At 70.7% G+C, this 23734-nt stretch carries 19 protein-coding genes and 2 pseudogenes; 10 read left to right on the top strand and 11 right to left on the bottom strand.

Going from position 1 to position 23734, the window contains the following annotated elements:
• The first annotated feature begins 152 nt into the window (after positions 1-152).
• A complete protein-coding gene (gene tsaD, locus ACFW2G_RS12770; protein WP_384456240.1) occupies positions 153-1223 on the top strand; it encodes a tRNA (adenosine(37)-N6)-threonylcarbamoyltransferase complex transferase subunit TsaD in 1071 nt (356 codons plus the stop codon).
• A 69-nt stretch (positions 1224-1292) separates the two neighbouring features.
• On the opposite strand, the gene ACFW2G_RS12765 is transcribed toward tsaD, so the two are convergent.
• The 3 genes and pseudogenes from ACFW2G_RS12765 to ACFW2G_RS12755 form a co-directional block, all read right to left on the bottom strand.
• Entirely contained in the window at positions 1293-2255 is a 963-nt protein-coding gene (locus tag ACFW2G_RS12765) for a 5'-nucleotidase (protein ID WP_037916918.1), read from the bottom strand.
• A gap of 100 nt (positions 2256-2355) precedes the next feature.
• Positions 2356-4383 (bottom strand): DNA helicase RecQ, encoded by a 2028-nt coding sequence (gene recQ / locus ACFW2G_RS12760; RefSeq protein ID WP_384585384.1) that lies wholly within the window; start codon positions 4381-4383, stop codon positions 2356-2358.
• Positions 4384-4559: 176 nt separating this feature from the next.
• Positions 4560-4805, bottom strand: a pseudogene (locus tag ACFW2G_RS12755) (hypothetical protein); the annotation flags it as partial.
• A gap of 886 nt (positions 4806-5691) precedes the next feature.
• Here ACFW2G_RS12755 and ACFW2G_RS12750 point away from each other — a divergent pair.
• Positions 5692-6978 carry an extracellular solute-binding protein gene (locus tag ACFW2G_RS12750; RefSeq protein ID WP_384585381.1) on the top strand — a complete coding sequence of 429 codons (1287 nt, stop codon included), beginning with the start codon at positions 5692-5694 and terminating at the stop codon, positions 6976-6978.
• A gap of 127 nt (positions 6979-7105) precedes the next feature.
• Positions 7106-7594, top strand: coding sequence for a hypothetical protein (locus tag ACFW2G_RS12745; protein WP_384456658.1), 489 nt, complete (start codon positions 7106-7108; stop codon positions 7592-7594).
• 175 nt (positions 7595-7769) lie between these two features.
• On the opposite strand, the gene ACFW2G_RS12740 is transcribed toward ACFW2G_RS12745, so the two are convergent.
• Positions 7770-8513, bottom strand: a complete 744-nt coding sequence (locus tag ACFW2G_RS12740; protein WP_384454768.1) for a class I SAM-dependent methyltransferase — start codon at positions 8511-8513, stop codon at positions 7770-7772.
• 348 nt (positions 8514-8861) lie between these two features.
• Between ACFW2G_RS12740 and ACFW2G_RS12735 the strand changes: the two genes are divergently transcribed.
• The 3 genes from ACFW2G_RS12735 (at position 8862) to ACFW2G_RS12725 (ending at position 11460) form a co-directional block, all read left to right on the top strand.
• Positions 8862-9056: a transposase domain-containing protein gene (locus tag ACFW2G_RS12735; RefSeq protein WP_384454765.1), complete on the top strand. Its 195-nt coding sequence runs from the start codon at positions 8862-8864 to the stop codon at positions 9054-9056.
• A gap of 71 nt (positions 9057-9127) precedes the next feature.
• The gene (locus ACFW2G_RS12730; RefSeq protein ID WP_384581641.1) at positions 9128-10423 is read left to right on the top strand and encodes a DUF4158 domain-containing protein; all 1296 of its coding nucleotides are present in this window, start codon (positions 9128-9130) and stop codon (positions 10421-10423) included.
• Between the two features lie 251 nt (positions 10424-10674).
• Positions 10675-11460, top strand: coding sequence for a S1 family peptidase (locus ACFW2G_RS12725; RefSeq protein WP_384581643.1), 786 nt, complete (start codon positions 10675-10677; stop codon positions 11458-11460).
• Positions 11461-11628: 168 nt separating this feature from the next.
• Here the strand turns inward: ACFW2G_RS12725 and ACFW2G_RS12720 are convergent.
• The 4 genes and pseudogenes from ACFW2G_RS12720 to ACFW2G_RS12705 all read right to left on the bottom strand — a co-directional run.
• A pseudogene (locus ACFW2G_RS12720) lies at positions 11629-12435 on the bottom strand (IS5 family transposase); the annotation flags it as partial.
• A 351-nt stretch (positions 12436-12786) separates the two neighbouring features.
• Positions 12787-13383: a hypothetical protein gene (locus tag ACFW2G_RS12715; RefSeq protein ID WP_384454757.1), complete on the bottom strand. Its 597-nt coding sequence runs from the start codon at positions 13381-13383 to the stop codon at positions 12787-12789.
• Positions 13352-13546 (bottom strand): hypothetical protein, encoded by a 195-nt coding sequence (locus ACFW2G_RS12710; RefSeq protein ID WP_384454755.1) that lies wholly within the window; start codon positions 13544-13546, stop codon positions 13352-13354. The genes ACFW2G_RS12715 and ACFW2G_RS12710 overlap by 32 nt, the downstream gene beginning before the upstream one ends.
• 51 nt (positions 13547-13597) lie before the next feature.
• Entirely contained in the window at positions 13598-14308 is a 711-nt protein-coding gene (locus ACFW2G_RS12705; RefSeq protein ID WP_384454752.1) for a response regulator, read from the bottom strand.
• A gap of 248 nt (positions 14309-14556) precedes the next feature.
• Here ACFW2G_RS12705 and ACFW2G_RS12700 point away from each other — a divergent pair, with 248 nt between their 5' ends.
• The 4 genes from ACFW2G_RS12700 (at position 14557) to ACFW2G_RS12685 (ending at position 18834) form a co-directional block, all read left to right on the top strand.
• Positions 14557-15522 carry an ABC transporter ATP-binding protein gene (locus tag ACFW2G_RS12700; RefSeq protein WP_384581647.1) on the top strand — a complete coding sequence of 322 codons (966 nt, stop codon included), beginning with the start codon at positions 14557-14559 and terminating at the stop codon, positions 15520-15522.
• On the top strand, positions 15519-16325 hold the full coding sequence (locus ACFW2G_RS12695; RefSeq protein ID WP_384581649.1) for an ABC transporter permease: 807 nt from the start codon (positions 15519-15521) through the stop codon (positions 16323-16325). Before ACFW2G_RS12700 ends, ACFW2G_RS12695 begins: the two co-directional genes overlap by 4 nt.
• 122 nt (positions 16326-16447) lie before the next feature.
• On the top strand, positions 16448-18148 hold the full coding sequence (locus ACFW2G_RS12690; RefSeq protein ID WP_384581651.1) for a sensor histidine kinase: 1701 nt from the start codon (positions 16448-16450) through the stop codon (positions 18146-18148).
• A gap of 23 nt (positions 18149-18171) precedes the next feature.
• Positions 18172-18834, top strand: coding sequence for a GNAT family N-acetyltransferase (locus ACFW2G_RS12685; protein WP_384581653.1), 663 nt, complete (start codon positions 18172-18174; stop codon positions 18832-18834).
• A 31-nt stretch (positions 18835-18865) separates the two neighbouring features.
• Here ACFW2G_RS12685 and xdhC read toward each other — a convergent pair whose 3' ends face one another.
• The 3 genes from xdhC to ACFW2G_RS12670 are packed head-to-tail and all read right to left on the bottom strand — an operon-like array spanning position 18866 to position 23539.
• Complete coding sequence (gene xdhC / locus ACFW2G_RS12680) at positions 18866-19687, bottom strand: xanthine dehydrogenase accessory protein XdhC (RefSeq protein WP_384454738.1); 822 nt, start codon at positions 19685-19687, stop codon at positions 18866-18868.
• Positions 19680-22079, bottom strand: a complete 2400-nt coding sequence (gene xdhB, locus ACFW2G_RS12675) for a xanthine dehydrogenase molybdopterin binding subunit (protein WP_384581655.1) — start codon at positions 22077-22079, stop codon at positions 19680-19682. Before xdhB ends, xdhC begins: the two co-directional genes overlap by 8 nt.
• Positions 22076-23539 (bottom strand): xanthine dehydrogenase small subunit, encoded by a 1464-nt coding sequence (locus ACFW2G_RS12670; RefSeq protein WP_384581657.1) that lies wholly within the window; start codon positions 23537-23539, stop codon positions 22076-22078. The genes xdhB and ACFW2G_RS12670 overlap by 4 nt, the downstream gene beginning before the upstream one ends.
• Positions 23540-23734: the final 195 nt, after the last annotated feature.

Here is a 23734-nt window from a genome sequence, read left to right as displayed (position 1 = left end):
TGGCCGCCGATGACCGGGGGCGGCTGGGCGGGCGGACACCGTTGACGACAGGGCCGCGCACCGGTCCGGACGTGCGGCAGGAGGGGCGGCGCCCCTGCACCCTTGTTGCACATATATTGCAGATACTGAATGATCGCATAAGGAGTGGGGCCATGGCCGGACCGGTGGTACTGGGGATCGAGTCGTCGTGCGACGAGACCGGGGCGGGCATCGTGCAGGACGGCAGACTGCTGGCCCACGTGGTGGCGTCGAGCATGGACGAGCACGCCCGCTTCGGCGGCGTGGTGCCGGAGATCGCCGCCCGTGCCCACCTGCACTCCTTCAACCCGGTGGTCCGGGAAGCCCTCGACCGGGCCGGGCTGCGGATCGGCGGGATCGACGCCGTCGCGGTCACCACCGGCCCCGGGCTGTCCGGGGCACTCCAGGTCGGGCTGGCCGGGGCGAAGGCCGTGGCCTACGCGGCCGGGGTGCCGCTGTACGGAGTCCACCACCTGGCCGGGCACGTCGCCGCCGACACCCTGGAGCACGGCCCGCTGCCCGAGCCGTGCGTAGTGCTGATCGTCTCCGGCGGCCACACCTCGCTGCTGCTCGTACGGGACCTCGTGCGCGAGCCGATCCTCCACCTCGGCGACACCCTCGACGACGCGGCCGGGGAGTGCTTCGACAAGGTCGCCAGGATCCTGGGCCTGCCGTATCCGGGCGGCCCCGCCATCGACCGGGCCGCCCGGGACGGTGATCCGCAGGCCGTGGCGTTCCCGCGCCCGCTGACCCGGCCCTCCGACGACCCGTACGCGTTCTCCTTCTCCGGTCTCAAGACGGCCGCCGCCCGCTGGGTCGAGCAGCACACCCGGAGCGGCGAGGCGGTACCCGTCGCCGACGGCGCGGCCGCCCTCCAGGAGGCCGTGGCCGACGTGCTCACCCGCAAGGCGCTCGCGGCCTGCCGCGCGTACGGCGTCAGGACGCTGATCGTGGTCGGGGGCGTGGCGGCGAACTCCCGCGTCCGCGCCCTCGCGGAGAAGCGGTGCGCCTCGGCGGGGATCGAGCTGCGGGTCCCGCCGATGACGCTGTGCACCGACAACGGCGCGATGATCGCCGCGGTCGGCGCCCTTCTGTTCCGCTCCGGTGCCGAGCCGGCGCCCCTCGACGTGTCGATCGACCCGTCCGCGCCCCTGAAGTACGCCGCCCTCACCCCGCGCGCCCGGCCGGCGGTACGGGCCGCCTGACGCCCCCCGGCGTCCGGCAGGCCTCGCCACGCGCCTACGGCCGGTGCCGGGACGGCCCGGGAGCGCTCCTCACCCGGGGGCGGACGGGGGTGCGGGGGCCGGTGCGGCGGTGTTCACGACGCCGAACGGCACGTGCACGCTGGGGGTGGCCGGTGCCGTGCCGTTCAGGTGGGCGACCTGGTCGTCGAAGAAGATGTGCGGATCGAGGGTGCTCATCACGGCGGCCTTGTCGATACCACCCAGGAAGAACGCGTCGTTGACCCGCAGCCCCCACCTCTTCAGGCTCAGCACGGCACGCTCGTGCGCGGGGGCGTCCCGGGCGGTGACCAGGGACACCCGGAGCCGCAGCCGGTAGGCGGGGTCCTCGCGCCGCCTGTCCTCCTCGCGGCGCTGGATGCGGTTGATGCCCGCGAGGAACTCGCTCAAGGGGCCCGGATCGTGCGGGGTGGCCGCGTTGAGCACCTCGTGCGCACGGAAGCCGTCGATGCCGGCGTTCTGGAAGATGCGCTCGGAGGAATCGCTCGCCAGCACACCGTCGAAGTCGAAGGCGATGCGGAGTTCGCGGTCGCTCTCGTCGTCGACCCGCGCCGTCTGCAGCACGTGCCCGGCGGGCAGCCCCTCCGCCACCGCCTGCCGGACGTCGGCCCCGTCGGCCGACAGGAACAGGGACATGTTGAGGGCGCGCATGAACCGGTGTGCCGACCGGCCCTGCCGAAAGACGGCCCGGCTGATGGGCAGGCCGTGCGCGGCGATCGAGCGCATGACGCGCAGCCCGCTATCCGGGTCGTTGCGCGAGAGGATGATGACCTCGACCAGCGGATCCGCGGGATCGGCGAGGTCGTTCAGCGACAACAGGCGCCGGACGAAGGGGAAGGCCACGCCCTTGGCCAGGACGTCGTCCACATGGGTCTCCTGGTGGGCCCGGTACGCGTCCTCGCCCTGCTCCCGGAACACCGCGTCGCAGTCGGACAGGTCGAACAGGGCGCTGGAGGCGATCCCGATCACCAGCCGCTCGGACAGGTCGTACCTCATGGCGCCCCCTGCTGGCACGTGTGCGACACCGGAATGATGATCGCCTGTTCCTCCTTGTCGATCCCTGGCAACCCCCGACACCGTCGAGACCGACGTGCGGCTACCGCCCATCCTCGTCCCACGGCGGCGGATCCATCTCGTCCAGGTCGAAGGGGGGTTCGTCGTCCTCCGGTGCGGCGGACCGGGCCGACGCCGAGGACGCCGGGTGCGCCGGACCTGGGCGAGTCGGAGCGCCGGACTCGGACGGGCGTGCGGAGGCGGGGCCCGGCGCACCGGCGTCACACGACGCCAGGGTGTCCAGGACGCCCTCGGCGTACTTGGCGAGTTTGGCCTCGCCGACGCCGCCGACGGTGCCCAGCTCCTCCACCGTGCCGGGCAGCAGCGTCGCGATCTCCCGCAGCGTCGCGTCGTGGAAGACGACGTACGCCGGGACGCCCTGCTCCTTCGCCGTCTCCGCCCGCCAGGTGCGCAGGGCCAGGAAGACCGGCTCGGCCGCGGCCGGCAGGTCGACCGGCACACGGGCGCCCTTCCCCGTACGCGACCCCGACGCCTTGCGGGAGGGCGCGGCGGGGGCCTTCTCCTTCCGCATCGGGACGCTGCGGCGCCCCCCGAGCACCTCCGCGCTGTCCTCCGTCAGCACCAGCGTGCCGTAGTCGCCCTCCACTGCCAGCAGCCGCTGGGCCAGCAGCTGGCGCACGACGCCCCGCCACTCCGCGGCGCCCAGGTCCGCCCCCACACCGAACACCGAGAGGGCGTCGTGGTCGAACTGGATGACCTTGGCAGTCTTCTTGCCCTGCAGGATGTCGATGATCTGGCCGGCGCCGAACTTCTGCCGCCGCTCCTTCGCCAGCCGCCACACGGTGGACAGCAGCTTCTGCGCGGCGACGGTCCCGTCCCAGGACTCGGCCGGCGCCAGACAGGTGTCGCAGTTCCCGCAGGGCGTCCCCGCCTGACCGAAGTACGCCAGCAGCCTGACGCGGCGGCACTCGACCGTCTCGCACAGCGCCAGCATGGCGTCCAGGTGCATGCCCAGGGAGCGGCGGTGCGCCTCGTCACCCTCGGAACCGTCGATGAGCTTGCGCTGCTGGACCACGTCCTGAAGGCCGTAGGCCAGCCATGCGGTGGCGGGTTCGCCGTCGCGGCCCGCACGGCCCGTCTCCTGGTAGTAGCCCTCGACCGACTTCGGGAGGTCGAGGTGGGCCACGAAACGGACGTCCGGCTTGTCGATGCCCATGCCGAAGGCGATGGTGGCCACCACCACGACCCCCTCCTCCCGCAGGAACCGCGCCTGGTTCGCCGCGCGGGCCCGGGCGTCCATACCGGCGTGGTATGGCACGGCGTCGATGCCCTGCTCCACCAGGGAGGCCGCGGTCTTCTCCACGGACGCCCGGGAGAGGCAGTAGACGACCCCGGCGTCCCCGGCGTGCTCGGTCCGGATCAGCTCCAGCAGCTGCTTGAGCGGGTTGTTCTTGCCGACGATGCGGTACTGGATGTTCGGCCGGTCGAAGCTGGCGACGAAGTGCCGGGCGTCCTCCATGCCCAGCCGCGCCACGATCTCGGCGTGGGTGGCCTCCGTGGCCGTCGCGGTCAGCGCGATCCGCGGCACCTTCGGCCAGCGCTCGTGCAGCATGGACAGCGCGAGGTAGTCGGGCCGGAAATCGTGGCCCCACTGGGAGACGCAGTGCGCCTCGTCGATGGCGAAGACCGACACCCTGCCCCGGTCGAGCAGCCGCTGGGCGCTCTCGGTGCGGAGCCGCTCGGGGGCGAGGTACAGCAGGTCCAGCTCGTCGGCGAGGAAGGCCTGCTCGACGGCCTGCCGCTCGTACGGATCCTGCGTCGAGTTGAGGAAGCCGGCCCGTACACCGAGCGCGTTCAGCGCGTTCACCTGGTCCTGCATCAGCGCGATCAGCGGCGAGATCACAACGCCGGTGCCCTCTCTGACCAGCGCCGGGATCTGGTAGCAGAGCGACTTGCCGCCGCCCGTCGGCATCAGCACGAGCGCGTCGCCACCGTCGATCACCTGCTCGATGATCTCCTGCTGTTCGCCGCGGAAGGAGCTGTATCCGAACACGCGGTGCAGTACCTGCAGAGCGGCGGAGGCGTCGGGGGATGTGTCCGGAAGGGCCATCCACGAAGCCTAACGGCACCCGCCGACACGCCGGGCCGGTACGGAGGCCGGTGCGGCGCCGGGCCGGGGTACTGCGGGCCCTTTCGGTAGGGCAGGGGTCGGTGCTCTGGCGGGACGCGGCGGGCGCCGTGTCCCGCCAGAGCACCGACCGGCCCCGAACGGGGCCTTGCGGAAGGTCAGCCGACGCGTTCGATGCGGGCGCGTCGGATGAGGTTCTTGCCGGGTTCGCGGACCTGGTCGAAGGCGGCGTTGTTGAGCAGGACGCAGCTGCCGGAGGGGCCGTTGACGGTGACGGTCGTGGCCTGGCCGTTGTCGAGGTTGGTGACCTTGAGTTTGGTGCCGGTGGGGAAGGTGCCGCTGGTGGCTGCCGGGGGACCGGCCTCGCCCGACAGCGTCACCGTCGAGCCCTGGCACACGGCGTCGGGAACGGACGCGTTGCCCGTCGCCATCGTGACGATCGCCCCGCCTGCCACCAGGGCACCCGTGGTGACGGAAAGCACGAGCTTCTTCGTAGGACTCATAGTCCGCTTCCGGGACATGGACACTCCTCGATCCGATGGTCACTGGCTCCCCGTGTCCTGCATACGCCCCCGGTCGCGGGCGGGTCCGGTTCTTGTCGCCGTCTTACAAATCCGGCGGGGACAGGCTTCCGTGCTGCTGCGAACGGCACGCCGGGACGCCCCCGGGCTTCCGGGTTGCGCGCGAAGCCGCAGGTGGGAGCCCTGCCGCTCGGGGTGGCCGACGTGTACGGAGCCCGTGCCGGCCGTCCGGGACGCCGCGCGGCGGACCGCGCTCGGCAGATCCTTAAGACTGCGTTGACCCCGCCTTAACCCTTCGGCGGGCGCGGCCGCAGGGGGCTGCTCGGCACACGGGGCGTCCGGGGCCGGGGGCAGTTCGTCGTCACCGCCCACGAGACGGGGCGCGTCGCCCCGTCTCGCCGGCGGCCACCCGCCCGACGCGCATCAGGAGAGCCCCGGGCCGCGGCATGCCCTCGGAGAAGGCCGTCGGGCACCGTGAACACCGGGCCTCGCCCGGACGAGCCGCCGCCCCGGACTGGTCCGTTGGCCGTGCCGTCGAACAGGCCCGGTCGCCCCCGGTCTGCTCTACGCGCGTCCGTACGGCCGGGTTCTCGTGGGAACAGACGACTCGGCACGTCTGTGACTGGATCATCGGCCACACCTGCCGTCAGGGCGGAATCAATCACTCCCATCCCGGGAGATGATTCCGGCCACCGGGCCGCAGGGCATCCCTCCGCAAGGGTGTGCGCCGTGCGCGGCGACATCCAAGTGACACCAGGGGAATACGCTCGTGCGACGAAAGATCTTCGGGCCGGCCGCCACCGCGGTCGTACTCGGCCTCCTGCCGCAACTCTCCGGATGCGGTGCCGCGGACGGCGGGGCAGCCGGCGGCGGCACGCTCCGCCTGGTGGCCGCCGAGTACGGCGACACCCCGGCGACCAGCTCCAAGGCCTATTGGGACAAGGTGACCGGCGCGTTCTCCGACGCCCACCCCGGCCTCAGGGTCGAGGTCCAGCTGCTGCCCTGGGCCGACATCGACCGCGAGGTGTCCCGCATGGTCAAGGCCGGCAAGGCGCCGGACGTGGCGCTCATGGGCTCCTACTCGGACTTCGCCGCGCAGGGGAAGCTCTACTCCGCCGAGGAACTCCTTTCGGTCGGAGCCGAGGCGAACTTCCTGCCGCCCCTCGCCGAGGCGGGGACCTTCGACAACCGCCTGTACGGCCTGCCCTTCGTGGCGAGCAGCCGCCTCCTCTTCTACAACGAGGCGCTGTTCGCCAAGGCCGGCGTCAAGGGGGCCCCCAAGACCTGGTCCGACCTCAAGGCCGCCGCCAAGGCGCTCAAGGAGAAGGGGGTGACGTACCCGTACGCCCTGCCGCTGGGGCCCGAGGAGGCCCACGCCGAGGCGCTGATCTGGGAGCTCAGCAACGGCGGCGGCTACGCCGACAGCAGCGGCAACTACAGCCTGGCCTCCGAGAAGAACGTCCGTACCTGGCAGTGGGTCCGGGACAACCTGGTCGCTCCCGGCCTCGTCGGGCCCACGGCCCCGTCCGAGATGAACCGCGCCGACGCGTTCGCGGCCTTCCTGCGGGGCGAGGTCGGCATGCTCAACGGCTATCCGTCACTCGCCCACGACGCGGCCGCGAAGGGCATCCGTGTCGGCACCGTCGCCATGCCGGTCTCCGACGCGCTGCGCAGCGAGGAGGCCCCGCCGACGGTGGGCGTCGCGGACTGGATGGTGGCGTTCAAACAGAACGACAAGCGGGCGGAGATCGGCAGCTTCCTGGAGTTCGTCTACCAGGACAAGAACCTGTCGGACTTCGTGGGTCGCTACCACCTGCTGCCGGCCACCGTCTCCGCCGCCCGCACCCCGGCCGGCGGCGGCCTCAGCGCGACGGACGAGGACTTCCTGAGCGCGCTGCGCACGGCCCGCCTCTACCCGGTGGACGACCCGTCGTGGGTGGCGGTCAGCGACACCATCAAGCGCAACATCGGCCGTGTCGTCGCCCCGGACGCCGACCCGAAGGCGGTCTTGGAGGACCTGGCCGACAAGGCCGAGGCCGCCGCCGAGGGGGACTGACCGGGGCAGAAACGACGGCGGACGCAGGGAGGGGCTTGACGGCCGCCCCCGAACATATGACACTCGAAGTGCAAGTTGTTTTGCGTTGTTCATCAAGATATGTGATCTGTGTAAGGAAAGGCGAGACATGTCCGTCTACAGCGCCCGAGCGTGTGCCGGGCACAGCCCTGTCCGCGAACGGCGCACGACGGCCGGGTCCCTACGCGCACTGATCGCCTACGCCGCCGCGGGCGCGGCCATGGGCGTGGTGTGGGCCTTCGGCGGGGACACCCCCGCGTGGGAGCACGCGCTGCGCGTCCTCGTGCTGGTGCTCTGCGTCAGCGTCGTCGGCCGTCTCGTCGGCCGCCGCCTCGCCCGCAGCGGCAGGGCGCAGCTCGACCGGCGCCTCTTCCTCGGCCTGGCGGCGGCGAAGGTCCTCCTGGTGGCGGTGGCACTGGTCGTCGACCAGGTGGTCGGCCTGTGGTTCTCCGACCCGGCGCTGATCACCGCCGGGATCCTGTTCGCCGCGGTGACCCTCGGCGGTCCCGTCCTGCACGCCCGACTGTCGCGCGGCGGCGGCGAGGCCCGGGAGGCCCGGGAGGTCCAGCAGGTCCGAAAGGAGCCGGCCACGGTGTGAAGGCCGGCCGTCGAGGCCGTGCCGGTGACGGCGTGGGGTCGACGGCGCCCGGACGCCGCCGACCCCCGCGGCCGCCCGCACGGTCGCCGCGCGATGCGCGGACTGAACCGGCGGCGCGGCGACGTGGCGGCACGGCCCCGTCCCCCCGCGGCGGGGCCGCGCCGCCACGTCGCCGTCAGGCCCGGCAGTGCAGCATCTCCAGCGGCGGGTTGGCGTGGTGGTCCGCCCAGAACTCCGCGCCGAAGGCGCGCTCACCGGCCGCCGACACCGCCATCGGCACCCAGGCCAGCTCGCTGAATCCGGCCGCCTGCAGGCACTTCTCGTACACCTCGCGGCGCGGGCGGTTGGCGATGAAGGAGACCGGCGGGTCGAGCAGCGCCGTGGTCCGCACCTGCGGCCCGGTCTCCACCTCCACACCTGTGAGCTCGCTGCGGAAACCGTAGGGCTCCGGGCTGGGCCCGTCGAAGCGGAAGTCGGGCGACTGGTTGAGCAGGAAGAGCTCGCCGCCGGGCTTCAATGCGCGGTGCAGTGCGCGGCACATGCGCTCCGTGGTGGCCATGTCCGGCGCGTAGTTGAGCAGCTGGACGGCCAGGGCGACATCGAAGGCCCGTGCGACGGGCGGTAGTTCGGCCACGTCGCCGACCTGGTAGCGCACACCGAGCGGATCGGCGTCCTCCAACTGCCGTGCCACGGCGATCATCTCACCGGAGATGTCGACACCGAGCACCTCTGAGGCGCCGCGCCGCTTCAACTCCCGGCTGTAGAAGCCGGTTCCGCAGGCCAGGTCGATGACCGACTTTCCGGAGACTTCACCGACCAGACTCAGGAAGCTGGGTATCACCACGTACTGTTCCAGGGGCAGGGCCTTGAACCCCTCGTAGGCCTCGCCGATTTCGTCGTACTGCTGCTGTGCGCTCATGGTGGTGTCCTCCCCGTTGCGACATTCCACGGCCGCGACCCCCGTGCCGGGTGCGCGCTGCCGCGGCCCGTGTGGGGAAGTCTCTACGGACCCGGGCCCGCCTCCGTACTGGCAGAAGCCACAAAGATCCCGACCGTGTCCCGGCGTCGCGTACGGCAGGGGTCGGAGCCGACACCGCCACCCGGCGCGCGGCCCGGCCCCCGGGCCGCACACCGCAGGCACACCGGCGGCGGTCACCGGGGGACGCGACCCGGGTCCGGGGCCAAGGGCCGCCTCCGCCCCATGCAGTTGCTTGTGGGGCGCGGAGGACGCTGCCCCGGGTGTGACGGGGGCAGGGCAGGGCAGCGGGTGCGCATCGGGATTCTGACGAAGGTGTTCACCATCGAGCTGGTCGACGCGGCGATAGCCAAGCACAGCCGGGCCGAGCAGCGGCGTCGCCTCCTACCTGCGCGACTGGTCTGCGGCTCCGCGCCCTGGACGGCACCCAGTTCGATCTCCCTGATTGTGCCCGAACTCCTAGCGCAGACACCGGGGAACAAGTAACCCGCCGGTAGTTCCTGGGAGGTCCGCACGCGCCGCTTCCCGGCGCCCTGCGCTCTCGTTGAGCTGAGCGGGTGAACGCCCGTGGGGCCCGACGGCGAGGGGGTTGTGTGCGGCAGGAGTGGTCACCAGAGGACGTGGTGGCGTGCTGGACCCTGGTGGATGGTGACTGGGAGCTGGTCGCGAACAAGTCGGGTCCGACCCGGCTGGGCTTCTGCCTCATGCTCAAGTTCTTCGAGATCGAGGCCAGGTTCCCGGAGTTCGTCGAGGAGTTCCCGCAGCCGGCGGTGGAGTACGTCGCCGGGTTGGTGAAGGTCCCGGCGGCCGAGCTTGCGAAGTACGACCTGGCGGGCGCGAAGCGGCACCGCAGGCAGATCCGCGAGGCGCTCGGGTTCCGGCCGGTTGCGCTCGCGGACGAGGAGGCACTCACCAGGTGGCTGGCCGCGGAGGTCTACCCGGTCGAGCTGGTTGAGGACCGGCAGTGCGATGGATTGCTGGTCGAGTACCGGGCGCGGAAGATCGAGCCGCCGGGCCGGACCTGTGTCGAGAAGATGCTGGTCGCGGCCCGGGGCCGGTGGGAGGCGACGTTCTGCGCCCGCGTTATCGAGCGCCTGGGCGAGGCGGGCACGACCCGGCCGCTGTCCCTGGTCGCGCAGGACAACGAGGAGGGCACCGCCCTGCTGGCCGCGCTCAAGCGCGACCCGGGCGCGGTCGGCCTGGACTCCCTGCTCACCGAGATCACCAAGCCCAACGATGTACGCAAGCTCGGGGTGCCCGGCGGGCTGTTCGCGGACTGCTCGGAGAAGCTGGTGGCCGCCTGGCGGGCGCGGGCGATCAAGATGTACCCCTCGGACTTCCGCGACACGGCTCAGGGCGTGCGGATCACGCTGCTCGCGGCGCTGTGCTGGTCGCGGCAGGCGGAGATCACCGACGCCCTGGTCGAGCTGCTGGTCGCCCTGGTCCACAAGATCAATGCCCGCGCCGAGCGGCGGGCGGAGAAGCAGCTCACCGCCGAGCTGAAGAAGGTCCGCGGCAAGGAGGGTATCCTCTTCAAGCTGGCGACGGCCGCCGTCGACAACCCCGACGAGGTCGTACGCCGGGCCCTGTTCCCGGTGGTGGGTGAGAGGACGCTGCGGGAGCTGGTGGCCGAGGCGAAGGCGAACGAGAAGGTGTTCAAGGCCAAGGTCCGCACCACGCTCCGGTCGTCGTACAGCTCGTACTACCGGCAGATGCTGCCGCCGCTGCTGAACACGCTGGGCTTCCGGTGCGACCACACCGCCTACCGGCCGGTGATGGACGCGCTCGCGCTGCTGGCCAAGTACGTCGGCGTCGACGGTAAGAAGCTTGTCACATCCTCTTTCTGCAGGTAGCAGCGTTGGGAAGTGCACGGTGCTCTGGCTTGCCGTTCGGTTGGGCGTCGATGGACGGGTGATCGTGCGGCCGCAGGGGGATGTACAGGTGTCAACGGTGTACCCGGCTAGTTCACCCAATCGGTGGAGAGTGGGGCGGTTCCCCTCCTACGCCGGATGCCGCTGCATAGCCTCTGATTTCAACGGTGCGTGACATGGTGACGCACCGTTTCGGAGCATCACCGCAATGCCGCCCTGGGGAGAGACCCGTCTTGAGAGTCAAACGTCTGCTGGTCACATGTATTTCGGCGCTGTTGTTCACCGCATCCGCGCCGTCGGCAGTGGCGATCGTCGGGGGAGAGGAAGTCGACTACCCGTGGGCCGCCGCCCTGATCAGGCCAAACAACGGGACGCCTGTGGAACAGCGCACCTACTGCTCAGGTGTGCTGATCAAGCCGGAGTGGGTGCTCACCGCCGCGCACTGTCAGCCGAAGATCGGGGACACTGTGACCATCGGCCGTGGGCGTCTGGCTTCCACAGGGGGCGAGAAGCGCACCGTGGCGGACACTCGTCGTATGTGGGACTACGGAGGCTACTGCCCCCCGGACAGACCGGAACTGTGTGATGTCGCGCTGGTCAAACTCAGCACGGCCTCGACGCAACCCGACCTCGACCTCGCCGACAGCCGGGTGCTGTCCGAGTGGAATGAGGGAACTGCCGCCCGGGCCTACGGATACGGCTTCACGTCGTCGACGTCCACTCAGTCCAGTGGGTCTCTGAAAAGGGCTCATGTCAAAATCGTGGACCTCCGGGACAACCACTACACACTGTTCGCCTCCGGGCCCGACACTGCTGTCTGTTACGGCGACAGCGGCGGTCCGCTGGTCGTGAGCACATCGCTCGGACCGCGTGTGGTGGCAGTGGTACGGGCTAGAGTCGGACACGATCCGACATCGTGTACGCCGGGCGACGAACAGTCCTACGTCAAGGTTGGCTATCGCGGTTCCGCCAACAACTCACAATCCTTCCTGTGGATCACCGACATGCTCCGCCCCTAAGAAGCTGCGTCACACCTCCTTTCCTCAGGTCACAGCGCCATGGAGCATGGTGGTTCTCCGGCTTGCCGTTCGGTTGGGCGTCGATGGTCGCCGTTCCGAACGGCAGCGGCAGCGCGTTGGTCGTCAGTCGGCGGCGAGGCTGACCGTCGACGCCTTGGCTTGGCGGCGGGAGCGGGTGAGGCGGCGGGTCATGAGGGTGATGAAGGCCCACTGGATGTGGGCTTCGGCGTGGGACATGAGGCGTTCGTAGTCCCTCGCGTTGCGGCGGGCCCGCATCGTCCACGAATTCGACCGCTCAACCACCCAGCGCTTGGGCAACAAGACGAAGCCCTTGGCGTCCTTGGGCCGGGAGACGACCTTGACGGTGATGCCGAGGGTGGTCTGGGCCCAGGTGCTGAACTCGTCTCCGCCGTAGCCGTTGTCCGCCCAGACCAGGACGATCTCGGGGTGCTCGGCGTGAAGGCGGGTCAGCAGGACGCGGGCCGCGTCCCGATCCTGGACGTCGGCGGGCGTGACGAGCAGGTCGACGAGCAGGCCGTCCTGATCAACCAGGAGGTGCCGCTTCCGCCCATTTATGTGTTCGTTCGCGTCGTAGCCGCGCGTCGCCTTCGACACGGTCTCCGCGCCCTTGACGGACGGCGAGTCCACGATCACCCGGACCGGCCAGGGACACCGCCGGCGGTACAGCCGCAACCGCCGACGGAGCTGGTCGAGGATGTGCCGCAGCACGCCGGCCTTCGCCCAGCGGGCGAAATACCCGAACACCGTGCGCCATGGAATGCCGAAGTCGGCGGGCAACGCACGCCATTTCGTCCCGTTGTCGGTGATGTAGCGGATGGCGTCGACCACGCGCCGGCGGGGCCACTTCTCCGGGGCCCCGCCCTTCGGGGTCCGGCAGGCGGGGGTGGGCAGGAGCCGTTCCAGGAGGGCCCATTCGATGTCGCTGGTGTCGGAGGGGTAGCGGTAGCGGGACAGTGGCACGACGGGGTGCCGGGCCGCGACCTGAAGAAGGGGCCAACTGCGGGGCGGTCGCGGCCCGTTGCCTTTCCGGGGTTCACTCCAGGTTGGCGAGGAGCTGCAGGGTGGACTCGATCGCGCCCATCTGCGCCATGACCGTGCGGATGTAGGGGTCGTCGGGCTTCTTCTTCTGGTGCGGCAGGTACGCGTATCACGGCACAGCCGAATGATCAGCTACACCACGTCAAGGGACATGATCCTCAGTCGCCCCGAGCGTGACCGCGAGCGCTTGGAACGCACGCTCCCCCGCTTCGCCCTTGGCCGGCGGAGTGCGGCTCCACCCCGACCGGGTGCGCCCCTTGGCGGGTTTCAGGTGCTGCCCGGCCTCGTCCCTGAAGACCATCCATGAGCCCAGGAACCGGGTCGTCCCCGTCTCCGGCTCGGCGGTCCTTCAACCCGCCTCCGGGGTATGCCGGTCGTCACGACTGCCCACCCTCGTCGATGTCGGCTTGGGATACGCGCACTCCGCGCAGGGCTCGGCCGGCAGCTCGGCCTTCGCCTCGTCGAGGAGGCGCTCGTACCCCGGCCTTGTGCCCTGTCCTCCCAAAGGTCCGGCGAAGTGACCAGTAGCTCAGAGCGACCGGTCGGCGCCTTCGGCATGGAGGGCAGCGAAGTCGGCGTGGGCCGCTCCGACGGCTTCGGGGTACGCCTGGCGCTTCTCGTGCTCGGCGAGCGCCCGGTAGATGCTGGCCAGGCCGGGGTTCTGTCCCTTGCGCTTGCCAGTGGGGTGATCAGGTCGGGCCGGATCTTCTCGACGGACTCGCCCGCCGCGCGGCGCCGCAGCACGGTGTGCAGCATGTCGTCGGTGATGACGGGGGGCCGGCCGCCGTGCTTGCCCTTGCGGGAGGCGGCGTCGAGCCCTTCGAGGGTGGCTTCACGGATGCTCTCGCGCTCGGTCTCGGCCATCGCGGCGAAGAACCCGAACAGCATCCGGCCGCGGGCCGGACGGGTCGTAGATGCCGGGCAGCGGGCCGGCCAGCATCTCCAAGGCCAGGCCGTGGGCGGTCAGGTGGTCGGCCAGCGCCGTGAGTTCGGCGGCGTCGCGGCCGAGCCGCTTCATCTCGTACACGGCGCCTGTGCGCCGTCGTCGACAGGGGTAACGTTGCTTGATGGGACACGATCACTCTGTACCGGGGTTGCCGGCCCCTGGCCAGCGGGGGCCCGACGGGACCAGGCCTGCCTCGTACGCGGAGATGGCCGCCTCCACTCGGTTGCGTGCGCCCAGCTTCGCAAATACCGCGCTGACGTGTGCTTTCACCGTGCCCTCGACGAGGTGCAGCCGACTCGCGATCTCCGCGTTGGACAGTCCCGTCCCGAGTCCGGCGAGCACCTCGCGCTCCCGTTCGGTGAGCCGCTCCAGTGAGCGGTGAGGGTGCGCAGCCCGGTGGGCGCGCAGCCCGGCGATGACCCGGCCAGCGACCCGCGGGGACAGGTAGGCCCCGCCGGCTCCCACCGCCCTTACCCCGTTGAGGAGTTCTCTCGGGTCGTCCGCCTTCAGCAGGAAGCCGTCGGCGCCCTCTTCCAGGGCCCGGGTGACGTACTCGTCCTGGCCGAAGGTCGTCAACATGATCACACCGATCGCTGTCGACTCCCGGTGGAGCCGCGCCGCTGCCGTCAGCCCGTCCAGGCCAGGCATCTGGATGTCCAGCAAGACCACGTCCGGCCGGTGCAGGCGGCTGAGCGCGAGGGCCTCATGCCCGTCGCTTGCCTCGGCGACCACCTCAACGTGCTCGTCCCGGGCGAGGATGGCCAGCACCCCCGCCCGGACCGTCGCCTCGTCGTCGGCCACCAGGACCCGGACCGGCCGACTGCCCGGTGTTGTCTTTTCCACGCGGCGAGCCTACGGCCGACGCACAGCCGTGCGAAGGGCGGGCTCCACAGATTCAGTCCCGAGTCCGGGCACACCCCTGACGAACGGCAGGACGCTGCTGTCGTTCGACCCATGGGCGCCGGCGCCGCGGGCTTCTAGCGTCGCTCTCGTACAGGAAGCGCGGTGGCCGCCCAGGGCTGCGCACCATGCGTCGGTCGGTGCGCGCCGCCGTCGGCTTCCGCGTTCGGCGACCGACACGAAGGAGTTTCGTGATCACCCTTCGAGGACTGACCAAGCGTTACGGCGAGACCATCGCCGTGGACGGTCTGAGTCTTGACATCAAGAGTGGGCAAGTGACTGGCTTTCTGGGGCCCAACGGTGCCGGAAAGTCGACCACGATGCGCATGATTCTCGGCCTTGACCATCCGTCCGGGGGTGAGGCGCTCATCGATGGCAAGCCGTACTCCTCGATGCGCCACCCGATCCGCGAGGTCGGCGCGCTTCTGGATGCCAAGGCGCTGCACCCGGCCCGTTCCGCACGCAGCCACCTGGTGGCGCAGGCGCGTAGCAACGGCATTCCGCTGCGCCGGGTGGACGAGGTGCTGGAGACGGTCGGCCTGGCGAAGGTTGCGCGGCGCTCCGCTGGGGCGTTCTCCCTCGGTATGTACCAGCGGCTGGGCGTGGCGGGCGCGCTGCTCGGCGATCCACAGGTACTCATCTTCGACGAGCCGGTCAACGGCCTCGACCCCGACGGTGTCCGCTGGGTGCGTGAACTCGTGCGGTCCCTGGCCGCAGAGGGCCGGACGGTCTTCCTGTCCAGTCACCTGATGAGTGAGATGCAGCTGACCGCCGACCAGCTGGTCATTATCGGACGGGGCAAGCTTCTGGCCGACACGCCGATGGCCAACCTGTTGGCCAGCAGCTCGCTGTCGTCGGTGCGGATGCGCACCCCGGACGTGGCACACCTGCGCACGCTGATCGACCATCTCCGGAAGGACGGCGACGTGAACGTGGAGTCGCCCGCGGCCGACGAGCTTGTCGTGAAGGGCCGTAGTGTCGAGCAGATAGGCGACTTGGCCTACCGGCTGGGGCTGCGGCTGCACGAACTGCGGACCGTCTCCGCTTCGCTGGAACAGGTCTATATGGAACTGACCGCGCAGAGCGTGGAGTACGCAACGGGCGCCCCTGTGTTCGGTGGCACGAATTCCAAGGAGACGCAGGGAGCGGGAGCATGAGCACCATGTCGGCTGACGTGAGAGACGGCCGCCGTGGGCGCATGGTCTCCGGCCACACCGGTGGCGGATTCGTTGGCGCGTTCACCTCGGAGTGGACCAAACTGTGGACCATCCGCACGCCGTACGTCTGCCTGCTGGTTGGCCTGATCGTGACTGCGATCTTCACTTTTTACTACGGGTCGATCGCTCGGATCAACGACAAGCCGATCCAGCCGGTCGGCAACGCCTCGGTGTCCTCGGTCATCCTCACCCAGTTCGCCCTGGTGATTCTTGCGATGACGATGGTGACGAGCGAGTACTCCACGAGCAGCATGCGCACCTCGCTGCTGTGGGTGCCGGTCAGGCCCCGCGTGCAGCTGGCCAAGGCGCTCCTGAGCGCCTTGGTGGGCTTCGTCACCGCAGTGGGATGGGCTGTGCTGGGCATCGCCCTGGCCTGGGGGCCCTTCCGGGGTCACGCCAGCTTCGCGCTGTCAAAGGTGGTGTACCAAACCGTTGCCATGGGCGTCTATTCCGCCCTCGTCTGTGTGATGACGGTGGGGGTGTCGTTCGCCTTGCGGACGGCGGCGGGCTCCGTGGCCATGATTTTCTTCGTGGTCTCCGCGCTGCCCAGCATGCTGGTCGGACTGGGGGGCCCGGTGCTGCTGGCCATCAACAAGTACATGCCGCAAACCGTGGGTGGCTATTTCATGCTGGGTGATGGCAAAGCCCCGTTCCCGGATGTCGTGAGCTTGCTGATCCTGCTGGTGTGGGCAGTCATCGCGCAGGGGGCCGGTCTCTTCGTGCTGCGACGGCGTGACGCCTGAACAGCGGCGCAACCGGCCGAACGCCCTCACCGTGTACCCCCCCCGCGTCGGGCGTCCGGGTTCGTCCCACAGAATCGCCCCTGACCGGTGAGGACATCCAGCGGAAGGACGGCCGACGCGCCATGCTGCACACGCGTATCACCTCAGCCAGGCCCGTGTTCGCCGACGTGGCTCTGTGGGGTGTGCTCGCAGCCGCCACCGGCTTCGGGTTCTGGGACGCGGGTTCGGCCTCCCTGGTTCTGGATCTGTTCCTCCCCTTGGCCGTGCTGGTGGTGGCGGTGCCGTGGTCCCGCCGCCAGCCGGCGGCCGCCGTTGTGCTGGTCAACGGGCTGTGCGTGTTGGGCCTGTCCGACTCCGCGACTCCCGGCAACGCCCACGTCCTGTCGTTGGTCGCCGTGAGCTGTCTGCTGGGTGCCCGGGTCGCCGCGGCATGGCGCCCGCTCCTGGTGCTCGCCGGGTGCGCAGCGGTCGATCTCGCGACATGCGCGGTGCTGCGAACGCCTCCCGTATGGTGGCTCTACGCGATGACCGTGCTCCCCGCAGCCCTTTTGCTGCCCTGGCTGGTTGGACGGCATTGGCGTGGCCGGCGGGATCTCGTGAGGGAGGGCTGGCGGCTGGCCCGGAGCCTGGAAGAGCGCCAGCATCTGGTTGCGGAGCGGGCGCGGCTGACAGAGCGCGCGGATATCGCGGCCGACATGCACGATTCCCTCGGCCACGCCCTGAGCCTGGTCGCCCTGCGGGCCGGGGCCCTGGAACTCTCGCCCGACCTCACCAACCGCGACCGCGCCGACCTCGCCGAGCTGCGCAGGACGATCGCGGATGCGGTGGAGCAACTGCGGGAGACCGTCGCCGTCCTGCACGACCCGCCCGGCACGGACAAGGATGCGGTGCTGCCCGTCAACGGCACCGTCGAGGATCTCCTCTCACGGGCGGCCGCTTCCGGGGTGCCAGTGCAATGGGAGCGGCGCGGGGCGGTGCCCGAGATGTCCCCTCTCGTCGAACGCGGGATGCACCGGGTGGTGCGGGAGGCCCTCACCAACGCGGTGAAACATGCGCCGGACTGTTCGATCAGGGTGCGGATCACCCATGAGCCCGACCGTACCGTCGTGAGCGTCGTGAACGCCGCTCCGTCGGCTGGCGGACCGTCACACGCACGTGAGAGCTTGGCAAGCGGCGTCGGCGGCCGGGGGCTGACGGGGCTTCGGGAGCGGGTGACGGTCCTCGGCGGCTCGATGCGCGCCGGGCCCGGCGAAGGCGGGTTCCACGTCACCGCTGTCCTCCCGCATCAGGCCACTGCCACCGCCCGTCGCGGGACGCCGGCGCCAGAACCAGGATCGGCGGATGGAACGCCGGTCGGGAACCGAGGGCCCGCGTCGACGTCCGAATCCGCTCCCCACCTGGACCCGGAGACAGACGCAGCACCGGGCACCGTCGTACCGGAGTCCGCCAAGCGGCTCGCCTCCGTACGGAGCGACGCCCGTCGCCGCTCCGCCGTCGCCCTCGTGGCACCTGTCGTCGCAGCCGTCTTCTTCGTACCATCCGCCTTCTACCTGGCCTGGCAACTGACCACGAGCGTGCTGCCGCCCTCCCGGTACGAGGAGTTGACCACCGGCCGGCCTCGCGTCGAACTCGCCGCTCTCCTGCCGGCCCGCGCCTATCCCTACCCGTCCGACCAGGCCCGTTCCGCATCCCGACCGCCCGGCACATATTGCGAGTTCTACCGTTCGGGCCGCGATCTGTTGGGCGAAGTGGACCTCTACCGGCTCTGCTGGTCCGGCAACACGCTCATGACGAAGGACATCGTGCCCGCACGCCGCCCCTGACCGCCCCGAACAGAGCGAGAACCATGAAGTACGTCATACGCCGGATCGCGGCGGAGGAGTGGCGCGAGCTGCGAGCGATACGACTTGAGTCCCTGCTGAACTCGCCCGACGCCTTCGGCGTCCGTCACGCCGACGCTGTCGCGCTCTCCGACCGCACGTGGCGGAAGCAGACAGAAAGGGCCGCGGCGGCGGCCGACGACGCACTGTTCGTGGCCATCGACGAGACCGGCTCCTGGGCCGGAACCGCCGGGGTCGCACCCCTGGACGGCATCCCCGACACCGCACACGTGCACGCCGTCTATGTCGCCCCGGCGCACCGCGGTCCGGACGGTCCGGCGCGGGCGCTGATGGAAGCGGCAATCGACTTCGCACGCGAGCACACCGATTACACCTGGCTCACCCTGGGGGTACGCGAGGACAATCACCGCGCCATGGCCTTTTACCGACGCATCGGGTTCCACGACCTCGGGAAAACCATCCCCTACCCGCTGGACTCCACCAAGTTCGTGCGCATTCTGGGCTGCCCCGACTTCCGTGTCTGCCGAGTAGCACATCGAGGAGGCGGACGGAGCGGTCCCTATCCACCTCGCTCGTCGTTGCCGTCGTCATCGTCATCGTCATCGTCATCGTCATCGAGGCCGACGGCATCCGGGTCGCGCAGCGGGCGCAGGCCGTCGACCAGCTGAGATGCGGTGAAACTGTAGCGGCCCAGGACGTTCAGATGCCGCTGTCCTGTTCGAAGCTGCGGAGCAGGTCCGCCGCCACGCTCACCGCGATCGTGGCGGGCTCCTTCCCGCCGATCCCGGGGATCCCGATCGGGGTCTTGATCCGGTCGATGGCATCCGGGGCGTGACCGCCCTCGGTGGCCAGGCGCTGCCGGAACCGCGCCCACTTCGCCGAGGAGCCGATCAGACCGATCGAGCCGAGGCCGGCGGTGCGCAGTGCGGCGTCGCACAGCGCGGCGTCCTCGGCGTGGTCGTGCGTCATGATCAGCACGTGCGCACCGGGCGGCAGCTCGGCGAGGACCTCCTCCGGGAGCAGCGGCGTGTGGTGCACCCGGATCTGCGCCACCGCGTCCGCGAGCACCCCGAGCCGCTCGCCGGACAGCATGTCCGGGCGGGTGTCGACCAGGTGCAGATCGAGGTCGTGGCGGGCCAGGATGCGCGCCAGCTCCAGCCCGACGTGCCCGACGCCGAAGACCGCCACCGCCTCGACCACCGGCAGCGGTTCGAGCAGCACCGTGACGGAGCCGCCGCAGCACTGCACCCCGTGCGGGCCGGTGACCTTGTCGTTGAGGGCGAACTCCAGGATCTCCGGCTCGGGGCGGGCCGCACCGGTCAGCTCGCGTGCCCGGTCGATGGCGACGGCCTCGATGTTGCCGCCGCCGATCGACCCCCAGGTCTCGGTGCGTCCCACGACGAGCTTGGCACCGGCCCGGCGCGGGGCGTGGCCGCGCACCGCCGCGACGGTCACCAGCACGCCGGGCTCCCGGCGTGCCCGCAACCGCGCGACCGCGGCCACCCAGCCCGTGTCAGGCATCGCTCGGCGCACCCGCCCCGACGGCGAGCGGGCGGGCGTCGGGTGCCGGCCCGCCGTACGGTGTGCCGCCCCGGCGGGCCGACTCGACCGCCCAGTACACCGCCTCGGGCGTCGCCGGAGAGGCGAGTTCCACGCTGACCCCGGCGGGCCCGAAGGCCGCAGCGGCCTGCCGCAGTGCCTCCCGCACCGAGAAGGCCAGCATCAGCGGGGGTTCGCCCACCGCCTTCGACCCGTAGACCGCGCCCTCCTCCGTGGCGTTCTCCAGCAGCCTGACGTTGAACTCCTCGGGCATCTCCGAGAAGCTCGGCAGCTTGTAGGTGCTGGCCGCCCGGGTCAGCAGCCGCCCGCGGTGCGGACCGTCCCCGGCGTCCCATCGCAGGTCCTCCAGCGTCAGCCAGCCCGCGCCCTGTACGAAGCCGCCCTCGACCTGACCGACGTCGATCAGGGGGGAGAGGCTGTCGCCGACATCGTGGACGATGTCCACCCGCCGGATCCGGTAGGCGCCGGTGAACCCGTCCACCTCCACCTCGGCCGCGGCGGCGCCGTAGGAGAAGTACTTGAAGGGTGAGCCCCGGAACGCCTTGGCGTCCCAGTGCAGGCCCTCGGTTCGGTAGAAGCCTGCCGCCGACAGCTGGACGCGCTGGAAGTAGGCGGTGCGTACCAGGTCGTCCCAGTCCAGTTCCGCGTCGCCGCCCAGGACGCGCGCGACGCCGTCGACGATGCGCACGTCCGAGGCGTTCGCACCCAGCCGGGTACCGGCGACCTGGAGCAGCCGCTCGCGGATCTGCTCGCAGGCGTTCTTCACCGCGGCGCCGTTGAGGTCCGCCCCGGCGCTGGCCGCGGTGGCGGAGGTGTTGGGCACCTTGTCCGTGCGGGTGGGGGCCAGCCGCACCTTGTGCAGCGGGATGCCCAGCGTGGTCGCCGCCACCTGCAGCATCTTGGTGTGCAGGCCCTGTCCCATCTCGGTGCCGCCGTGGTTGATCAGGACCGAGCCGTCCTTGTAGACCAGCACCAGCGCGCCGGCCTGGTTGAAGGCGGTGAGGTTGAAGGAGATCCCGAACTTGATCCCGGTGACCGCGAGCGCCCGCTTGGTGTGCGGGTGAGCGGCGTTGAAGGCCGCGATCCCGGCCTGGCGTTCGGTGATCCGGGCGTCGCCCCGGACCTGGTGCCAGACGGTGGAGATCCGTTCGGGGTGCAGGACCCGCTGTCCGTATGGCGTCGCGTGGCCCGGCCGGTAGAAGTTGCGTTCGCGCAGTTCCATGGGGTCCAGGCCGAGCAGCGGCGCGCACCGGCCCATGATGTCCTCGATCACCCGCATGCCCTGCGGTCCGCCGAAGCCGCGGAAGGCGGTGTTGGAGACCTTGTTGGTCCTGGCGATACGGCCGGTGACCCGTGCGTTGGGGATCCAGTAGGTGTTGTCGATGTGGCACAGGGCGCGGGCCACGACCGGCTCCGACAGGTCCAGGCTCCAGCCGCCGTCCGCGGTCAGGGTCGCCTCCAGGGCCTGGATGCGGCCCTCGGTGTCGAAGCCGATCTTCCACGCGGCGTGGAAGCCGTGGCGCTTGCCGGACATGGTGAGGTCCTGGGTGCGGTTGAGCCGTACCCGGACCGGCCGGCCGGTGAGCCTGGCACCCAGCGCGGCGACGGCCGCGAACCCGTGGGGCTGCATCTCCTTGCCGCCGAAGCCGCCGCCCATGCGCAGGCACTGCACGGTCACCTCGTGGCTGTGCAGGCCGAGGACGTGCGCGACGATCTCCTGTGTCTCCGAGGGGTGCTGGGTGCTGCTCTGGACGAACATCTGCCCGTTCTCGTCGACGTGGGCCAGCGCCGCGTGCGTCTCGAGGTAGAAGTGCTCCTGGTCGGAGAACTGGAACTCGCCGGTGAACACGTGCGCGGAGTCGCCGAAGCCGGCGTCGACGTCTCCGGTCTCCATCAGAGGCCGGGCGCCGTGGAAGCTCCCGGCCTCCATCGCCTCCCGCAACGTGATCACGGAGGGATGCTCGTCGAGGTCCACCTCGACGGCCGCCGCACCCAGCCGCGCCGCTTCCAGGCTCTCCGCGAGCACCCAGGCGACGGCGTGGCCGTGGAACATGACCGTGTCGGGGAACAGCGGTTCGTCATGCTTCATCCCGGCGTCGTTGACGCCGGGCACGTCCGCTCCGGTCAGTACGCGGACCACGCCGGGCACGGCGAGCGCGGGTCCGGTGCGCAGCGCGGTGATCGTGCCGTGGGCCCGCATCACCTGGACCGGATAGGCGTGCAGGACGTCCTTGGTGCGGTGAACCAGGTCGTCGGTGTAGAGAGCGGCGCCGGTGACGTGCAGACCGGCGCTCTCGTGCGGCAGCGGAAGGCCGACGACGGGCCCCTCGGGGCGTTCGGACAGTTGGCTCATGACGACACCGCCTCGGTGGTTCGCGCGTACAGCTTCAGCAGGCTCTGCCCGAGCATCGCGGAGCGGTACCCGGCGCTGGCCCGATGGTCGTCCATCGGCGTGCCCTCTTCCCGCAGCACCCGGGCCGCGGCCTCGACGGTCCCTGCCGTCCAGGGCTCGCCCTCCAGGGCGGCCTCGGTGGCGAGGGCGCGGATGGGGGTGGCGGCCACACCGCCCAGGCCGATCCGTGCCGTGCGGACCATCCCGTCCTCGATGTCGAGGGCGAAGGCGACGGCCACGCTGGAGATGTCGTCGAAGCGCCGCTTCGCGATCTTGTGGAAGGCGGTGACGGGCGGCAGCGGCAGCGGAACGCGCACCGCACGGATCAGCTCACCGGGACGGCGCACGCTCTGCCGGTAGCCGGTGAAGTAGTCGCGGAGGGGGACCTCGCGCTCGCCGTCGGCGCCGGAGAGCACCAACGAGGCATCCAGCGCGAGGAGTACGGGCGGACTGTCGCCGATGGGGGATCCGGTACCCAGATTGCCGCCGAGGGTGGCGCTGTTGCGGATCAGGCGGGAGGCGAACTGCGGGAACAGCTCCGCCAGCAGCGGGACGCTGCCGTCGAGCCGGCGCTCGATCTCCGTGAGGGTCTGGGCGGCACCGATCTCGATGTGGTCGGATCCGACGTGCAGCGCGCGCAGCTCGGGCAGCCGGTCGACCGCGACCACGCATGGGGCCCGGCGGGAGAGGATGTTGACCTCGACACCCCAGTCGGTGCTGCCGGAGACGACCACCGCGTCCGGCCGTTCCCGCAGCATCCGCAGCGCGTCGGCCAAGGTCTCCGGCCGCAGGAACGTGCTGTCGCCCTGCGTGTAGGCGGTGGCGGCCGGCTCCGGCGGCGCCTGCTCGCGGCGCTGCGCCAGGGGGTCGTCCTCGGCGGGCATGCCGACGGCGAACGCGGCGTCGCGGATCGGGCGGTAGCCGGTGCAGCGGCACAGGTTGCCGCTCAGCGCGTGTAGATCAAAGCCGTTCGGGCCGTGCTCGGAGCCGGTGCCGTCGGCCGACCCGGCGTGCGCGCAGCGGCCGGGCCGGTAGTACTCGGAGGCCATGCTGCAGACGAACCCCGGTGTGCAGTAACCGCATTGGGAGCCACCGCGGACGGCCATCTCCTGCTGTACGGGGTGCAGTACGGCCGGGGCTCCGGACGTGTCGGCGGCGGCGAGGCCCTCGGAGGTGACGACCTCCTGGCCGTCGAGCGCCGCGACCGGGACCAGGCAGGCGTTGACCGCCACCCAGTCGGTGGGCTTGTCCACCCCCGGACGGGCCACCAGGACGGAACAGGCGCCGCATTCGCCCTCGGCGCAGCCCTCCTTGGTACCGGTCAGGCCCCGCTCGCGAAGGAAGTCGAGCGCCGTGGTGTGGGGTGGGGCCGGTGAAATCGGGGTTTCTTTCCCGTTGACGGTGATGCGCGCCGCTACCATCGCGCGGCCTCATTCCGGCGCACGGTCGATCGGACTGTCCAAGTCGCCATGTCAGGTGCTTTCTCTTCCGTGGTCGCAGCCGGGCACACCGCGGTACCGCAGCGCGACGGGTCGGCACGCGACGGCGTGCCGTAAGGGGTGACATAGATGAGAAGACGCCGGGGCCGCAATCGGCACGCCGGCGAGGGGGCTGCT

It is taken from the genome of Streptomyces sp. NPDC058880 (genome assembly GCF_042742535.1).
Classification (GTDB): domain Bacteria; phylum Actinomycetota; class Actinomycetes; order Streptomycetales; family Streptomycetaceae; genus Streptomyces.
This window is presented reverse-complemented; position numbering and strand designations above follow the sequence as displayed.

Bases quoted from the DNA above. Each gene is read 5' to 3' on its own strand.
- xdhC (WP_384454738.1), bottom strand. From the start codon at position 19,687: ATGCCTGACACGGGCTGGGTGGCCGCGGTCGCGCGGTTGCGGGCACGC.
- ACFW2G_RS12695 (WP_384581649.1), top strand. From the start codon at position 15,519: ATGAGCACCATGTCGGCTGACGTGAGAGACGGCCGCCGTGGGCGCATG.
- ACFW2G_RS12765 (WP_037916918.1), bottom strand. From the start codon at position 2,255: ATGAGGTACGACCTGTCCGAGCGGCTGGTGATCGGGATCGCCTCCAGC.
- ACFW2G_RS12745 (WP_384456658.1), top strand. From the start codon at position 7,106: ATGTCCGTCTACAGCGCCCGAGCGTGTGCCGGGCACAGCCCTGTCCGC.
- ACFW2G_RS12685 (WP_384581653.1), top strand. From the start codon at position 18,172: ATGAAGTACGTCATACGCCGGATCGCGGCGGAGGAGTGGCGCGAGCTG.
- recQ (WP_384585384.1), bottom strand. From the start codon at position 4,383: ATGGCCCTTCCGGACACATCCCCCGACGCCTCCGCCGCTCTGCAGGTA.
- ACFW2G_RS12740 (WP_384454768.1), bottom strand. From the start codon at position 8,513: ATGAGCGCACAGCAGCAGTACGACGAAATCGGCGAGGCCTACGAGGGG.
- xdhB (WP_384581655.1), bottom strand. From the start codon at position 22,079: ATGAGCCAACTGTCCGAACGCCCCGAGGGGCCCGTCGTCGGCCTTCCG.
- ACFW2G_RS12670 (WP_384581657.1), bottom strand. From the start codon at position 23,539: ATGGTAGCGGCGCGCATCACCGTCAACGGGAAAGAAACCCCGATTTCA.
- ACFW2G_RS12715 (WP_384454757.1), bottom strand. From the start codon at position 13,383: ATGGCCGAGACCGAGCGCGAGAGCATCCGTGAAGCCACCCTCGAAGGG.
- ACFW2G_RS12690 (WP_384581651.1), top strand. From the start codon at position 16,448: ATGCTGCACACGCGTATCACCTCAGCCAGGCCCGTGTTCGCCGACGTG.
- tsaD (WP_384456240.1), top strand. From the start codon at position 153: ATGGCCGGACCGGTGGTACTGGGGATCGAGTCGTCGTGCGACGAGACC.